Source organism: Caldinitratiruptor microaerophilus (assembly GCF_025999835.1).
GTDB classification, from domain to species: domain Bacteria; phylum Bacillota; class Sulfobacillia; order Symbiobacteriales; family ZC4RG38; genus Caldinitratiruptor; species Caldinitratiruptor microaerophilus.
The window spans coordinates 2,150,811-2,165,183 of sequence record NZ_AP025628.1 but is presented as its reverse complement, the minus strand read 5'-3'; the positions used below and the strand labels follow the sequence as shown (position 1 = coordinate 2,165,183).

Here is a 14,373-nt window from a genome sequence, read left to right as displayed (position 1 = left end):
CGTACAGGGGTGTTGGGTAGTGGACTTCTTCGAACGGCTGCGTCACGGCGTCGTGGTGTTCGACGGGGCGATGGGGACGCAGCTCCAGGCCCGGGGGCTTCCGGCGGGGGGTTGCCCGGAGCTGTGGAACCTCGAGCGGCCGGACGTGGTGCGGGCCATCCACGCGGACTACGTGGCGGCCGGCGCCCAGGTCGTGGAGACCAACACCTTCGGTGCCGTCCCCCTGCGGCTGGGCCACTACGGCCTGGCGGACCGCGTGCGCGAGATCAACGTCGCCGCCGTCCGGCTCGCCCGCGAGGCAGCGGGCGACCGGGCCCTGGTCGCCGCCTCGGTGGGCCCGCTGGGCCAGCTGCTCGAGCCGCTCGGACCCTACCCGTGGGACGAGGCTTACGCGCAGTACGCCGCGCAGGCCCGCGCCCTGGCGGAGGCCCGGCCGGACCTGATCATCATCGAGACCATCGCCGACCTGAACGAGATGCGGGCGGCGATCCTGGCATGCCGGGACCACGCGCCCGGCATCCCGATCATCGCCCAGATGACGATGGACCGCACGGGGCGCACGTTCACCGGGACGGACCCGGAGACGGCCGTGGTCGTGCTCCAGAGCCTCGGGGCGGCCGTGGTCGGGCTGAACTGCTCGGTGGGCCCCGATGCCCTGACGGGCCTCGTCGCCCGGATGGCGCGGGTCGCCCGGGTGCCCGTCTCCGTGCAGCCGAACGCCGGGCTGCCTCTCCTGCAGCCGGACGGCCGCACCGTGTTCCCGATGGGCCCGGAGGAGTTCGCCGCGTACGGGCCGCGCCTGGTCGAGGCCGGGGCGAGCATCGTGGGCGGCTGCTGCGGCACCACGCCCGAGCACATCCGCCTCCTGGCCACGGCGGTGGCGGGGCTCCGGCCGCCGCGACGCCAGGACGCCCGGGCGGAGGTTGCCGCCTTCGCGTCCCGCACCCGCAGCGTGTTCCTCCTGGAGCGAGACCTGCCCATGGTGATCGGGGAGCGGATCAACCCCACGGGGCGGAAGAAGCTCAGCGCCGAGCTCCGCGCCGGGCGCCTGGCCATGGTCCGGGAGGACGCCCGGGCGCAGGTTGCCGCCGGCGCCGTGATGCTGGACGTGAACGTGGGCGTGCCGGGCATCGACGAGGCCGCCGCCATGGCCGCCGCCGTGCGGGCGGTGCAGGAGGTCGCCGACGTTCCGCTGAGCATCGACTCGCCGGGGCCGGAGGTCCTGGAGGCGGGGCTGAAGGCCTTCGTGGGCAAGGCGCTGGTGAACTCGTTCTCCGGCGAGCCGGAGCGGCTCGAGAAGGTCTTGCCCATCGCCCGCCGCTGGGGCGCCGGGGTGATCGGCCTGACGCTGGACGAGAAGGGCATCCCCGCCACGGCCTCGCAGCGGCTCGCGGTCGCCCGCCGGCTGGTGGACCACGCCCTGGCGGCCGGGGTCCCCCGCCAGGACATCGTGATCGACGTCCTCACCCTCACCGCCGGCGCCCAGCAGGCGGGGGCGAAGGAAACGCTGCGGGCGATCCGGCTGGTGAAGGAAGAGCTCGGCGTGCGCACCTCGCTGGGGCTCTCCAACATCTCCTTCGGCCTGCCGAACCGGGGATTCCTCAACGCCGTCTACCTGGCCATGGCCCTGGGCGAAGGGCTGGACATGGTCATCACGAACCCCCTCGACGAGCGGATCATGGACACGATCCGGGCGGTGCGCCTCTTCCTCAACCGGGACCGTGACGCCCGGGAGTACGTGGCCGTCCTGGGCAAGAAGACCCTCGTGCACAGCCTGGAGGAGGCCCGCCGGCTCCTGGACCGCCCGACCGGGGGGCCGGCACCCGGCCCGGCGCTACCTGCGGGGACCGCCGGCGACGGCCCCGGCAGCGCGGGGGCCGCCGCGCCGCTCAGCGGCGGCGACCGGCCCATCCCCCCCGTCATCCACGGCCCCGACGACCCCCACGGCGCCCGGAAGCAGGCCCTGTACCGGGGCATCCTGGACGGGGACCGGGACCGGGTGCTCGAGAACGTGGAGGCCGCCCTGGCCGACGGCATGGGGCCCATGGCCATCCTGAACGAGGCGCTCATCCCGGCGATCGAGGAGGTGGGCCGTCTCTTCGGGGCGGGCATCTACTTCCTGCCCCAGCTCATGCTCTCGGCGACCGCGATGAAGCAGGCCTTCGCGCGGCTCAAGCCCGAGCTGCAGAAGGAGCGGACGGGCCGCGCGGAGATCGGCACCGTGGTGCTGGCCACCGTGCAGGGGGACATTCACGACATCGGCAAGAACATCGTGGCCGTCCTGCTGGAGAACTACGGCTTCCGCGTGATCGACCTCGGGCGGGACGTGAAGAACGAGGTCGTGGTCGAGCGGGCCCTCGAGGAAGGGGCGGACATGGTGGGCCTGAGCGCCCTCATGACGACGACGATGCCCCAGATGCGCAAGGTCATCGAACTTTTCCGCCAGCGGGGGAGCGACATGCCCGTCCTGATCGGCGGAGCCGCCACCAGCCGCCGGTACGCCGACGAGATCGGCGCCGCCGGCCACGGGCGCGACGCCCAGGAGGCCGTGCGCGAGGCCCTGCGCGTGCTGGAGGCGGTCCGGGCCCGGCGCGGGGCGGGAGCGGAGGCATGACGGAGAGCACCGCGCGGCTGGTCGTGGGCGGCCGGGCGGTGGAGGTGCCGGCCGGCACGCCCCTGCACATCGCCCTGAACGAGCACGGGTTCCACGTGGAGACTCCCTGCGGCGCACGGGGCACGTGCCGCAAGTGCCGGGTGCGCCTGGGAGGCGACGTGCCGCCGCCCTCGGCGGCAGACCGGGAGCACCTGAGCCCGGCCGAGCTCGAGCTGGGCTTCCGCCTCTCGTGCCAGCACCGGGCGGCAGGGGTCCTGGAGGTGGCGATCCTGCCCGGGGGCGCGGCCGACCCCCGCAAGGCAGGCCTGGGGCGCCTGAGCGGGCACGTGCCGGTCGAGCCGTGGGCGCCGCTCCACCTCGCCCCCCGGGGGGCGCGCCCGGTGGGGCTGGCGGTCGACCTGGGCACGACGACGATCGTCGCGGCCCTCCTCGACCTGGAGACCGGCGAGGAACTGGGCGCGGCCACGCTCCCGAACCCCCAGTCGGTGTACGGCGCCGACCTCATGTCCCGGCTCACCCACGCCATGGCAGGACCGGACGAACGGCGGGCGCTTCAGGCGCTGGCCGTGCGGGCCGTGGCTTACCTTTCCCGCCGGCTCCTGCGCCGGGCTGGCCTGCCGCCCGAGGCGGCGGTGGCCGCCGCGGTCGTCGGCAACACCGCCATGCACCACCTGTTCCTCGGCCTGCCGGTGGAGGGCCTGGCCGTCGCGCCCTACCGCCCCGTCGTGCGCGGCGGCCTCGACACCCCGGCGGCGGCCCTGGGGGACCTGGGCATCCACCCGCAGGCCCCGGTGCACACGCTTCCGGTCGTGGCCGGCTTCGTGGGGGCGGACGCCGTCGCCTGCGCCCTGGCGGCGGGGCTGGACCGGACCGGGGAAACTGTTCTGGTCGTCGACATCGGGACGAACGGGGAGGCCGTGCTGGCCCACCGCGGCGAGCTGTGGGCCGCCTCCGCCCCGGCGGGGCCGGCGTTCGAGGGCGGCGAGCTTTCGATGGGCATGCGGGCCGGCCCTGGGGCGGTGGAGTCCGTGGAGTGGGACGGGGCCGGCCTGCGCGTCGGCGTGGCCGGTGGCGACCGGGCCGTGGCCCGGGGGGTGTGCGGGTCGGGTCTCCTCGACGCCGCGCAGGTGCTCCTTGCCACGGGTGCCCTGGACCCGGACGGGCGCCTGCACGCGCGCGGGCCTCTGGCCGGCCGCATCCGGGAGGGCGCGTGGGAGGGGCTGGCCTTCGTCCTGGCCGAGCCGCCGGGCGAGCCGACGGTCGTGCTCACCCAGCGGGACCTGCGCCAGCTCCAGCTGGCCAAGGGCGCGGTCCGGAGCGGGGTGGAGGTGCTCCTCCGGAGCGCGGGCGTGACGCCGGCGGAACTGGACGCCGTGCTCCTGGCCGGCGGCTTCGGGAACTACCTGCGCCGGGAGGCGGCGCTGGCCACGGGCCTCCTGCCGCAGGTACCCCCGGAGCGCGTCGTCCCGGCGGGCAACCTGGCCGCACAGGGCGCCAAGCTCGCCCTGCTGAGCCGGGAGGCGCGCCGGCGCGCGGCGGTCCTGGCGCAGCGGATCCGCCACGTGGACCTGGCCACCCACCCCGACTTCGAGGCGGTGTTCATGGCCGCCCTCGCCTTCCCCGCCGGCGTTCGTTGACGCGGTCCACCCCCGGTGCTAAACTTTGGCGTGTACAAAGTCCCGCTGGCTGCGCGGCCCGAAGGGACTGGTCCGCAAGGAGGTAACAGCCGATGGTCGAGCGCACCGGCGTCGTCAGCTTCGGCGGCAAGCCTGTCACCCTCATCGGCCCGGAGATCAAGGTCGGGGACACGGCCCCGGACTTCACCGCCCTCGGCACTGACCTGAAGCCCGTCTCCCTGAAGGACTTCGCGGGCAAGCCCCTCATCCTGGCCTCGGTCCCGTCGCTGGACACGGGCGTGTGCGACGCGGAGACCCGGCGCTTCAACGAGGAGGCCACGGGCCTCCCCGGGGTCACGATCCTGACCATCTCCATGGACCTTCCGTTCGCGCAGAAGCGCTGGTGCGGGGCCGCCGGCGTGGAGCGCGTGATCACCCTGTCCGACCATCGGGACGCCTCCTTCGGCCAGGCGTACGGGGTGCTCGTGAAGGAGCTGCGGCTCCTGGCGCGGGCCGTCTTCGTCGTGGATGCAAGCGGAAAGGTCACCTACGTGGAGTACGTGCCGGACGCCCACAACCACCCGAACTACGAGGCGGCCATCGCCGCAGCCCGCCAGGCGGCGGCCAGGGTTTCGTAGGGTACGTGTACGCGAGCGGGCCCCCGCAGCCGGTCGCCGGCCGCGGGGGCCCTTGCGCGCGCCGGATAGGGGACCGGGCACGGCGGTAAGGATACCGCTTCAGATGGGCCGGGGCGTTCGCCACGCAGGAGGAACGCTCAGCCACCTGTCGAATGATAGCCCAGCCAGTGGCGTGCCGGAGCGGGAACCTGCCCTGCGGGGAGGGGGCGGGTGGGTGTGTGGACGGTGGTCTACATCGCGCCGAGCAAGGCGAAGGCCGACAGGATCAAGGAGATCCTGACCCGGGAGGGCTTCCTCGTGAACCTGCGGGTCGTGAGCCAGGCCGGAGGCCCGAGCGCGCCGGTCGAGGTGCTGGTTCCGCAGGGCGAGGCCCGGGAGGCGCACGAGATCCTGGCCGAACACCTGGGGCGCTCGTTCTGAGCGCGCGGCGGGGCCTCCGGGGGTCGGCCCGCCCGGCCAGACATCCGGTACGAAAAGGGAGAGGGGTCTTGAAGCGGATCGGCGTCCTGACGAGTGGCGGCGACGCCCCGGGGATGAACGCGGCCATCCGGGCCGTGGTGCGGTGGGGTCAGCAGCTCGGCCTCGAGGTCATCGGCGTCCGGCACGGGTTCGCCGGGCTGATCTCGGGCGAGCACGTGCCGTTGACCCTGCGGGACGTCGGCGACATCATCCACCGCGGCGGGACCATCCTGCAGACCGCCCGCAGCGATCGCTTCCTCACCCCGGAGGGGCAGGCCGAGGCCATGGCGACGGCCCGCCGGCTCGGGATCGAGGGGCTCGTGGTGATCGGCGGCGACGGGTCCTTCCGCGGGGCGAAGCGGCTCATCGAGCTCGGCCTGCCCACCGTCGGGGTGCCGGGCACCATCGACAACGACATCGCGGGCACGGACGTGACGATCGGCTTCGACACGGCCGTGAACACCGTGGTCGACGCCATCAACAAGATCCGGGACACGGCGACCTCCCACGACCGCACCTTCGTGATCGAGGTCATGGGCCGGCACAGCGGCTGGATCGCCATCGTGGCGGGGCTGGCGGGCGGCGCCGAGTCGATCCTGATCCCCGAACACCCGCTGCCCGTCGAGGAGGTGTGCGAGCGCCTGAAGCGGGGCTTCGCCCGCGGCAAGCGGCACTCGCTGGTCGTGGTGGCGGAGGGGGCGGGGTCGGGCTTCGAGGTGGGCGAGCAGATCAAGCAGCGCACGGGCTTCGACGTGCGCGTCACCGTCCTGGGCCACGTGCAGCGCGGCGGGGCGCCGACCGCCAGCGACCGCGTCCTCGCCAGCCAGCTCGGGGCCCGGGCGGCGGAGATCCTGGCCCGCGGGGAGTCGGGGAAGATGGTCGGGATCGAGCACGGGACTGTCGTGGAGCGCGACTTCGACGACGTCATCGGCAAGCCCAAGCCGATTCCGTTGGAGCTCGTCCGGCTGGCCGAAGGGCTGGCGGTGTGAAACCGGGGGAGCGAATCAGGGAGGCCGGACCGTGCGTAGGACGAAGATCGTGGCCACCATCGGACCCGCGAGCGAAAACGTGGACGTGCTCGTCCGCCTCATCCGTGCCGGCATGAACGTGGCGCGGCTCAACATGTCGCACGGCGTCCTCGAGGACCACCGCCGCCGCCTGGCCGCCATCCGGGAGGCCGTGCGGATCACCGGCGCCACGGTGGGCGTCATGCTCGACCTGAAGGGACCCGAGATCCGCATCGGCACCTTCGAGGGGGGACGTGTGACCCTCCGGGAGGGGCAGCCCTTCACGCTCAGCACCCGGCCGCGCCCCGGCACGGCGGAGGGGGTTTACGTCGAGTACCCCGGGCTCACGGAGGACGTGCGACCCGGCCGGCCGGTGTATCTCGACGACGGGAACATCGTCCTGGAAGTGGAGTCGGTGGCGGGCCCGGACGTCCACTGCCGCGTGGTCGTGGGCGGCGTGCTCTCGGACCGCAAGAAGGTCAACCTCCCCGGGATCCGCGTGTCGCTCCCCGCCCTGGCCGAGAAGGACGTCGAGGACATCCGCTTCGGCGTCGCCGAGGGGGTCGACTTCATCGCCGCCTCCTTCGTGCGCAAGGCGGCCGACGTGCTGGCCATCCGCCGGGTGCTCGAGGAGGCCGGGGGCGATCAGCAGATCATCGCCAAGGTGGAGTCCCAGGAGGGCTTCGACAACCTCGACGAGATCCTGCAGATCGCCGACGGGCTGATGGTGGCCCGGGGCGACCTGGGGGTGGAGGTGCCGACCGAAGAGGTCCCCCTCATGCAGAAGGCGATGATCGAACGGGCCAACCGCTTCGGCAAGCCCGTGATCACCGCCACGCAGATGCTCGAGTCCATGGTGCAGCGGCCCCGCCCGACGCGGGCGGAGGCTTCGGACGTGGCCAACGCCATCTACGACGGTACCGACGCCGTGATGCTCTCTGCCGAGACGGCCGCCGGCGCGCACCCGGTCGAGGCCGTGCAGACGATGGCCCGCATCGCCGAGCGCACGGAGGAGGCGCTGGACTACGCCGCCATCCTCGCCCGCAAGCGCCGCCAGGCGGGGGAGCGGCTCGCCACCGTCACCGAGGCGATCTCCCACGGGACGGTCGCCACCGCGGCGGACCTCGGCGCCGCGGCCATCATCACGGCGACGGCCTCCGGCTTCACCGCCCGGATGGTCTCCAAGTACCGGCCCCGGGCGCCGATCATCGCCGTCACCCCGAACCCGCGGGTCTCCCGCCAGCTCACGCTGGTCTGGGGGGTCCATCCGGTGGTGAAGGAGGAGGCCACCTCCACCGACACGATGATGGACCGGGCCATCGAGGGGGCGCTGGAGTCCGGGCTGGTCCGGGGCGGCGACCTGGTGGTGATCACGGCGGGGGTGCCGCTGGGGATCCAGGGCACCACGAACCTCATCCGCGTCGAGACGGTGGCGGAGGTGCTGGCGCGGGGCACGGGGATCGGCCGCCGGGCCGTGGTGGGCGTGGCCCGCGTCGTGCGCGGGCCCGCCGACCTGGACCGGGTCGGCCGGGGCGACGTGCTCGTGGCCTCCTTCACCGATGCCGACTTCGTCCCCGCCATGGAGCGGGCGGCGGCCGTCGTGACCGAGGAGGGCGGTCTCACCTCTCACGCGGCGGTCGTCTGCCTCTCGCTGGGCATCCCGGTCGTGGTGGGGGCACAGGGGGCCACCGCCCGCATCGCCGACGGGGACACGGTCACGGTCGACGCCACCCGGGGGCTCGTGTACCGGGGCAAGGCGACGGTGCGGTGAGCGTGCCCGGGGTGGCGTGGGGCGGCCGCCTCAGTCGGGGTCGAGCAGGAGCCCGGCGAGCCCGAGGCGCGGCACCGCGCCGGCCGTGATGCCGGCGAGGCCGGGTACGCCGAGCCAGGGCGCTGCCGTGATGCCGGCCGCCCAGGGCGAGATCCCGAAGGCACCGACCGGCATGCCCATCATGGCGGGCATGCCCATCACGGCGGGCATCCCCATCATCCCCGGGACGCCCATCACGCCGGGCATCAGCGCTGCCGCGCGGACCTCGGGGTGGATGGTCAGACCGGCCGCGTGCCACTGCCTGGCCAGCATGTGCGCCGCGCCGGGCGACATTCCCTGGGCGACCAGGGCGGACGAGATCCCGGTCATCTCGCAGGCGTGCGCGCACAGTGCCTCGAAGGCATCGGCCATCTCCCGGGCGTGCAGGCGGGCGAGGGGCTGGACGGCCGCGGCGATCCGATGGGGCATGGGAGACTCCTCCTCCGGAGGATGGTCCGGCCGGCCACCGGCCGGTGACGTTAACAGGTTACGTCGCCTGCCCAGAACGGGTGACGGCCGGGGCGCGCCGGCCTCCGCCGGACCGCCGTTCGTTGTGGTTTGCAACAGGACTATGGTATAAAGGGGATAGTGATTCGGGTCACCAGCCGGCGACCCCGGAAGGGGTAAACTACGAGGGGATGGGCCCCAGAGGGGCCGTCCGGGAGGGATAAGCGGATGGCGGTCACCCACGAGGCCATCATGGAGGCCCTCAAGGGGGTCATGGATCCGGAACTGCGGCGCAGCGTCGTGGAACTGGACATGGTGAAGGAAGTCCGGATCCACGGAAACGACGTCGACCTGACGATCAACCTGACCGTGCCCGGTTGCCCGCTCAAGGCGACCTTCGAGCGGGACGTCGTGGAGAGGCTGCGGCGGGAGATCCCGGATATCGGCCAGATCAACCTCCACTTCGGCGCGATGACCGACGAGGAGCGGGCGGCCGTCGCGGCGAAGGTGCGGGGCGCGCCCATGCCCACCGCGAACACGGCGCGGCTGGCGGAGAAGTACCGCATCATCGGGGTGGCGTCCGGCAAGGGCGGGGTGGGGAAGTCCACCGTCACCGTGAACCTGGCGGTCGCGCTGGAGCGCCTCGGCTACCCGGTCGGCATCCTGGACGCGGACATCTACGGCTTCTCCATCCCGCGCATGATGGGGAACATGAACCGCCCGGTCGTGCTGGACGAGCAGAGCATCGTGCCGGTCGAGAACCACGGGGTGCGGTTCATCTCGGCCGGGTCGCTGGTCGACGAGGACACGCCGATCATCTGGCGCGGCCCGATGCTCACCAAGATGATCGAGCAGTTCCTCACGAACGTGCTCTGGGGCGACATCCAGTACCTTCTCATCGACCTCCCGCCCGGCACCGGCGACGTCGCCCTGTCCATCGCCCAGATGCTGCCCGGCGCCCAGATCCTGATCGTCACGACTCCGCAGGCGGCCGCCTCGCAGGTCGCCATCCGGGTGGGCGCGATGGCCCAGAAGGTGAACCAGCGCATCCTCGGCATCGTCGAGAACATGGCGTACTTCGTGTGCGACCAGTGCTCGAAGGAGCACTACATCTTCGGCAAGGGCGGCGCCCAGTCCCTGGCCGCGCAGCTCGGTACCGAGGTGCTGGGGCGCATCCCGCTCCAGGGCGAGGTACGCCTGGGCGGGGACGTCGGCGACCCGGTGGTGGTCGAGGATCCCGACTCCCTGGCGGCCAGGGCGTTCTTCGAGGTCGCCCGCCGCGTCGTGGAGCTCGCCCCGCCGGTCTCCGTCGCCGGCGAGGCCCGCCGCGTGGTGTGACCGGCACTGCGGACGAAGGCCCCCTCACCCGGGTCCGGTGAGGGGGCCTTTCGCCTCTCGGCTCGGTTCTCAGTCGACCCGGTTCTGGCCGATGGGGAAGCGCGCGTAGATCCACTCCACGGGTTGGGGCCAGAGCGTGTACAGGAGGCCGACCAGCCCGGCGCCGGCGGGAAGGTACACGTGCCGCCGGCGCCGCTCGATCGCCCGGACCACGGCCTCCGCGACGCGCTCCGGGCGAAGGAGCGGGACCAGGGGAAACGGATCCGCAGGCCCTTTCCCCTCCCGATCCCGGACCATCGGGGTGTCGACGGGACCGGGGTACACGCCGCAGACGTGGATCCCCCGGTGGGCGACTTCCTGCCGGAGGGCGTCGGTGAACCCGGCAACCGCGTACTTGGTGGGGGCGTAGCCGCCGTAGCCCCGGGCGGCCACGCGGCCGGCGAGGGAGGAGAGGTTGACGATGCTGCCCCGCCTGCGGGCGATCATCCCCGGCAGCACCGCCCGGGTGGGGTAGACGGTGCCGAGGTAGTTGGTGCGGACCATCTCGGCGAAATGCTCCGGCGCCATGCGGTGGACGGGTCCCGTGTACATCACGCCGGCGCTGTTCACGAGGATGTCGGCGGGCCCCAGGGTTCGCTCCAGCTCCCCCACCACGGTGTTCACCGCCTCCCAGTCGGCGACGTCGGCGCGAAGCGGCAGAGCCGCCGCGGCGCCTGCGGCGCGGCACTGCGCGGCCACCTCGCCGAGCCGGGTCTCGTCCCGGCCGATCAGCGCGACGGCCGCCCCCCGGCGCCCGAGCGCCAGCGCGACCTCGCGCCCGATGCCGCTCGACGCCCCCGTGACCAGGGCCACCGCCCCCGCGATCTGCATGGGCCCATCCCCTCCCGCTGTCACCATCGAAGCACCGGACGCTGCGGCCTGTCAACAATTCCCGGACAGCGGGGGGAAACGCCGGGCCGGCCCGGCCCGTCCAATCGGGTAGAGGTGAGCGCCGTGAGACGCGTGCATGCCCTGCGGCCCCTGTCCGCAGCGGCCGCACTCCTGCTCGTCCTGGCGCTGGGCGCGTGCGGCCGGCCGCCGGCGCGCGGGACACCGCCGTCCGTCGGCGGATCGCCGCCGGCAGCGAGCCCCGGCGGCCCGGGGGTTCCCGGGGCCGGCGCCCCGGGCGAGCCGGCACCCGGGCCGGCTCCTGCCGTTCCCGCCGCTCCGGGGCGGCCGGAGAGCCCGCCCGCGTCCGGCAAGGCAGGCGGCGAACCGTCCGGGCCGTCCGAGCACCCTGTGGAGCCGGTCTCGCCCGGGCCCCGGGGGCCCGTCCCCTTCCAGACCCTGGAGAAGGGGTACTACTCCGGCCTGACCGACCGGGCCGCAGTGCTGGTGACCGACGCCGGGTCGTGGGCAGAACTCTGGCAGCGCCACGTGTCCCCCCGCGTGCCCGCCCCGCCTCCCCCGGAGATCGACTTCCACGCGTACTCGGTAATCGCCGTCTCGCTCGGGGAGAAGTCGAGCGGCGGCTACGCGGTCGAGGTGGTGGGGGTGGAGCGCCTGGGTGACCGGCTGATCCTGTCCGTCCGGACCCGCTCGCCCGCCCCGGGGGCCGCCGTCACCGCGGCGCTGAGCCAGCCGTACCACCTGGTGCGCATTCCCCGCCAGGAGGGGCCTGTCCGGCTCGAGGTGAACTGGGAGTGAGGCCGGCGGCGCGCGAAGGTCCGGGCCAGTCGGACCCGGACCTTCGCCTTGCTGGTGCCGGAGGTGGGAGTCGAACCCACACGGGGGGCTACCCCACCCGATTTTGAGTCGGGCTCCTGTGCCAGTTCGGATACTCCGGCGAGCACTCACGCCCCTATTATATCACACGGCCGGGGCGAGATAGGCGGGTGCCTACCCGGACACCCGCCTGCCGCCGCTGTGTTTCTCCTCCGGACGGGTTCCCGCAGCCCCGACCCCGCGGGCCGGCGCCTTGGGTTCCCGGTCGTCCTCCGGGCGGTGGACCCCGGTGCTCATCCCCGCGCCGGGGGTGAGGGGGCGGGTCCCGCGCTCCGGTTCGACCTTTCCGGGCGGTGCCACTTCGGGCCCTTCTGGCATGCACGTTCCCTCCCGCCGGTAGGATGCCTCGCCCGAAGCCCCGGTAACCGGCGGGCGGTGCGGCGCCGGCGGCGTGGCCGGCACGCGACCCCCGCAAAGCGCCGGCGCCGGGCGAAGAGACTGGTAGCCGGACGTGGACCCGGCGATCCGGGCGGCAGGCGGTGGCACCCCGGTTGTCAGCCTCCCCTGGCCGGGTTACCATTGCCAGGGCCGGCAGGGGTGCCGGTTCGGGCGCGCGCCGCCGGCAGGGTGTCCCAACAGGATTTCACATTCCCAGTCCCGAACATGGAGCCAGCAGATGTCGCCACGGGATCTCCCGTCAGGGCTGCGTCCGTGTGGAGGGAGCGGCAGGGTGAACTCGAGCGACGAGTCGCGCCTCGTCGAGCGGGCCCGCGCAGGCGACGTGGCGGCCTTCGAGGCTCTCATCAGCCAGTACGAGAAGCGGGTCTACGGTCTGGCGTACCGCCTGACCGGCAACCACGAAGACGCCAGCGACATGGCCCAGGAGGCGTTCGTCCGGGCTTACACGTCGCTCGCGGAGTTCCGGGGCGACTCGTCCTTCTCGACGTGGCTGCACCGGATCGTCTACAACGCGTGTCGGGATGAACTCCGGCGCCGGCAGCGGCAACGGGTGTCCTCTCTCGACGAGCCGATGGACAAAGACGATGGTGAGCTGGCCCGCCAGTGGGCGGACCCGGCTGACGGACCCGAGCAGGCCCTGGAGCGCCGCGAACTCCAGCGACTGGTGCGGGAGGCCGTGCTGGACCTCGACGAAGACCACCGGGACATCCTCATTCTCCGCGATTTTCAGGATCTCACCTACGAGCAGATCCGCGACGTGCTGGGCGTATCCCTGGGGACGGTGAAGAGCCGGCTCAACCGCGCCCGGGCTGCTCTCAAGGAAGCCCTCCGGTCGCGTCTGGCCGACAGGGAACTTTTCGCACCTGCCGCCGTCTATAGAGCCAGGAGGCGACGCGGCGGTGAACTGTGAGGGCGTCCGACAGCACCTTTCTGCGTACATCGACGGGGAGCTCCATGAACTCGCGCGCCTTCAGGTGGAGCACCACCTGGGGCGCTGCGCCGCGTGCGCCACAGAAGAGGCCCTCCTGCGCCGGACCGTCGCGATGCTGCACGACCTGGCGGACCCGGACCTGGAGGTTCCGCCGGGGTTCCGCGAGAGCCTTCATGCCCGGCTTGCGGCCCTGCCGCCGCCGGTCGCTGCCGCCCGTCCGGCTGTGGTGCCGGCTTGGGAGCGGGTGCGCCGGAGCTGGCGCCGGGCCGGGGTTCCCGCCGCGGCGGCTGCGGCTGCCGCCGCCATCCTCGCGCTGGCCTACTCGCCGGCCGGTCCGTTCGGCGGCACGCGTCCGGTGCCTCTGGCCGGCGGGGCGGGGCTGACCGGCCCATCCACGGCGCCTGCGACGGCAGCGGACGTTACCCGGGTCGACGGCCCCGGCGCACCGGCTGCCCGTCCGGACGGCGCCGGATCCGTCGCAGCAGGGCCGAGCAGCGGTTCGAGCGGTTCGGGGCCGGTGACGGGGCGGAGCACGCCGGGCCCCGGCGCCGGCGTACGGGCCCAGACACCGGGCGCCAAGCCGGGGGCGGGCGGGCCGCAACCCGGGGAACAGGCGGGTACGCCGACACTTCCCGGGATGGAGCCTTCGATCCCGGTCAACGGCCTCAGCGCGGGCGTGGCGGGCGCCGAAGGCGCCAAACCGGCCCGCGTCGAGAAAGGCACGCTCGTTGCCATCACGTACAGGGTGAGGCTGGAGGTCCCGGACATCGACCAGGCGCTCCGGGCGGTCGAGACGGCGATCGCCGGACTCGGCGGCGGTGTCGTTCCGTCCGAAGAGCGGATCTACTGGGTACCGGCGGACAAGCAGGACGAGGCCCGGGCCGCGCTGCGGGAGATCGCGCTGCGGCAGACGGGACGGGTGGCGTCGGAGGAGTCGGGCCAGGTGGACTACTCCGAGCAATACACCGCCGCTTACGACGACATCCGGGCCGCGAAAGAGACCCTGGCGAATCTGGACGAGTACGTGCGTACGGGCGTGTGGACCCCGCAGGACGCCGCCGCGCAGCGGGCCAAGCTGGAGGCCATCCTGGAGACGGCGGAGCGCAACCGGGACTACTGGTGGGACCGGGCCCACAGGGTCGAGTTCGTCGTCACCGTGGAGAAGGTCGCGGCGGCAGCAGCACCGGCGGAGCCCGCCGGGCCCGCGCCGCAGCCGTGACGCCTTCGCATGGGGCGGGCACAATCGGGGGCCGTCACCCGGGGGTGGCGGCCCCCGGACTGTTGGCGGCCCGCGCCTTCCGGAGGGGCCGGTACCCGTCCCGGCGCCTCTTGTGGTAGAGTGGTGACGGC

At 73.4% G+C, this 14,373-nt stretch carries 13 protein-coding genes and 1 tRNA gene; 10 read left to right on the top strand and 4 right to left on the bottom strand.

Going from position 1 to position 14,373, the window contains the following annotated elements; translation table 11 throughout:
- Positions 1 to 19: 19 nt before the first annotated feature.
- The 6 genes from caldi_RS10465 to pyk all read left to right on the top strand — a co-directional run bounded on the left by caldi_RS10465 (position 20) and on the right by pyk (position 8,105).
- Positions 20 to 2,614, top strand: coding sequence for a homocysteine S-methyltransferase family protein (locus caldi_RS10465; RefSeq protein ID WP_264841711.1), 2,595 nt, complete (start codon positions 20 to 22; stop codon positions 2,612 to 2,614).
- Positions 2,611 to 4,251 carry an ASKHA domain-containing protein gene (locus tag caldi_RS10460; RefSeq protein ID WP_264841710.1) on the top strand — a complete coding sequence of 547 codons (1,641 nt, stop codon included), beginning with the start codon at positions 2,611 to 2,613 and terminating at the stop codon, positions 4,249 to 4,251. Before caldi_RS10465 ends, caldi_RS10460 begins: the two co-directional genes overlap by 4 nt.
- Positions 4,252 to 4,343: 92 nt before the next feature.
- Positions 4,344 to 4,868 (top strand): thiol peroxidase, encoded by a 525-nt coding sequence (gene tpx / locus caldi_RS10455; protein WP_264841709.1) that lies wholly within the window; start codon positions 4,344 to 4,346, stop codon positions 4,866 to 4,868.
- 210 nt (positions 4,869 to 5,078) lie between these two features.
- Complete coding sequence (locus caldi_RS10450; RefSeq protein WP_406568081.1) at positions 5,079 to 5,288, top strand: hypothetical protein; 210 nt, start codon at positions 5,079 to 5,081, stop codon at positions 5,286 to 5,288.
- A 68-nt stretch (positions 5,289 to 5,356) separates the two neighbouring features.
- Positions 5,357 to 6,316, top strand: a complete 960-nt coding sequence (gene pfkA, locus caldi_RS10445; RefSeq protein ID WP_264841708.1) for a 6-phosphofructokinase — start codon at positions 5,357 to 5,359, stop codon at positions 6,314 to 6,316.
- A gap of 31 nt (positions 6,317 to 6,347) precedes the next feature.
- Positions 6,348 to 8,105 (top strand): pyruvate kinase, encoded by a 1,758-nt coding sequence (pyk, locus tag caldi_RS10440; protein WP_264841707.1) that lies wholly within the window; start codon positions 6,348 to 6,350, stop codon positions 8,103 to 8,105.
- Between the two features lie 30 nt (positions 8,106 to 8,135).
- On the opposite strand, the gene caldi_RS10435 is transcribed toward pyk, so the two are convergent.
- Complete coding sequence (locus tag caldi_RS10435) at positions 8,136 to 8,573, bottom strand: hypothetical protein (RefSeq protein WP_264841706.1); 438 nt, start codon at positions 8,571 to 8,573, stop codon at positions 8,136 to 8,138.
- A 246-nt stretch (positions 8,574 to 8,819) separates the two neighbouring features.
- Here caldi_RS10435 and caldi_RS10430 point away from each other — a divergent pair, with 246 nt between their 5' ends.
- Positions 8,820 to 9,929, top strand: coding sequence for an Mrp/NBP35 family ATP-binding protein (locus tag caldi_RS10430; protein ID WP_264841705.1), 1,110 nt, complete (start codon positions 8,820 to 8,822; stop codon positions 9,927 to 9,929).
- 69 nt (positions 9,930 to 9,998) lie between these two features.
- Here the strand turns inward: caldi_RS10430 and caldi_RS10425 are convergent, their stop codons facing one another.
- On the bottom strand, positions 9,999 to 10,799 hold the full coding sequence (locus caldi_RS10425; protein WP_264841704.1) for an SDR family NAD(P)-dependent oxidoreductase: 801 nt from the start codon (positions 10,797 to 10,799) through the stop codon (positions 9,999 to 10,001).
- A 123-nt stretch (positions 10,800 to 10,922) separates the two neighbouring features.
- Between caldi_RS10425 and caldi_RS10420 the strand changes: the two genes are divergently transcribed.
- Positions 10,923 to 11,615 (top strand): protease complex subunit PrcB family protein, encoded by a 693-nt coding sequence (locus tag caldi_RS10420; protein WP_264841703.1) that lies wholly within the window; start codon positions 10,923 to 10,925, stop codon positions 11,613 to 11,615.
- Positions 11,616 to 11,667: 52 nt separating this feature from the next.
- Here caldi_RS10420 and caldi_RS10415 read toward each other — a convergent pair.
- Positions 11,668 to 11,755: transfer RNA gene (locus tag caldi_RS10415), tRNA-Leu, on the bottom strand.
- A gap of 52 nt (positions 11,756 to 11,807) precedes the next feature.
- Entirely contained in the window at positions 11,808 to 12,011 is a 204-nt protein-coding gene (locus tag caldi_RS10410) for a hypothetical protein (RefSeq protein WP_264841702.1), read from the bottom strand.
- A 352-nt stretch (positions 12,012 to 12,363) separates the two neighbouring features.
- Between caldi_RS10410 and caldi_RS10405 the strand changes: the two genes are divergently transcribed.
- Positions 12,364 to 13,002 carry an RNA polymerase sigma factor gene (locus caldi_RS10405; RefSeq protein ID WP_264841701.1) on the top strand — a complete coding sequence of 213 codons (639 nt, stop codon included), beginning with the start codon at positions 12,364 to 12,366 and terminating at the stop codon, positions 13,000 to 13,002.
- Complete coding sequence (locus caldi_RS10400; protein ID WP_264841700.1) at positions 12,992 to 14,242, top strand: zf-HC2 domain-containing protein; 1,251 nt, start codon at positions 12,992 to 12,994, stop codon at positions 14,240 to 14,242. The genes caldi_RS10405 and caldi_RS10400 overlap by 11 nt, the downstream gene beginning before the upstream one ends.
- The last annotated feature ends 131 nt before the right edge of the window (positions 14,243 to 14,373 follow it).

Bases quoted from the DNA above. Each gene is read 5' to 3' on its own strand.
- caldi_RS10460 (WP_264841710.1), top strand. From the start codon at position 2,611: ATGACGGAGAGCACCGCGCGGCTGGTCGTGGGCGGCCGGGCGGTGGAG.
- tpx (WP_264841709.1), top strand. From the start codon at position 4,344: ATGGTCGAGCGCACCGGCGTCGTCAGCTTCGGCGGCAAGCCTGTCACC.
- caldi_RS10435 (WP_264841706.1), bottom strand. From the start codon at position 8,573: ATGCCCCATCGGATCGCCGCGGCCGTCCAGCCCCTCGCCCGCCTGCAC.
- caldi_RS10430 (WP_264841705.1), top strand. From the start codon at position 8,820: ATGGCGGTCACCCACGAGGCCATCATGGAGGCCCTCAAGGGGGTCATG.
- caldi_RS10425 (WP_264841704.1), bottom strand. From the start codon at position 10,799: ATGCAGATCGCGGGGGCGGTGGCCCTGGTCACGGGGGCGTCGAGCGGC.
- caldi_RS10410 (WP_264841702.1), bottom strand. From the start codon at position 12,011: ATGCCAGAAGGGCCCGAAGTGGCACCGCCCGGAAAGGTCGAACCGGAG.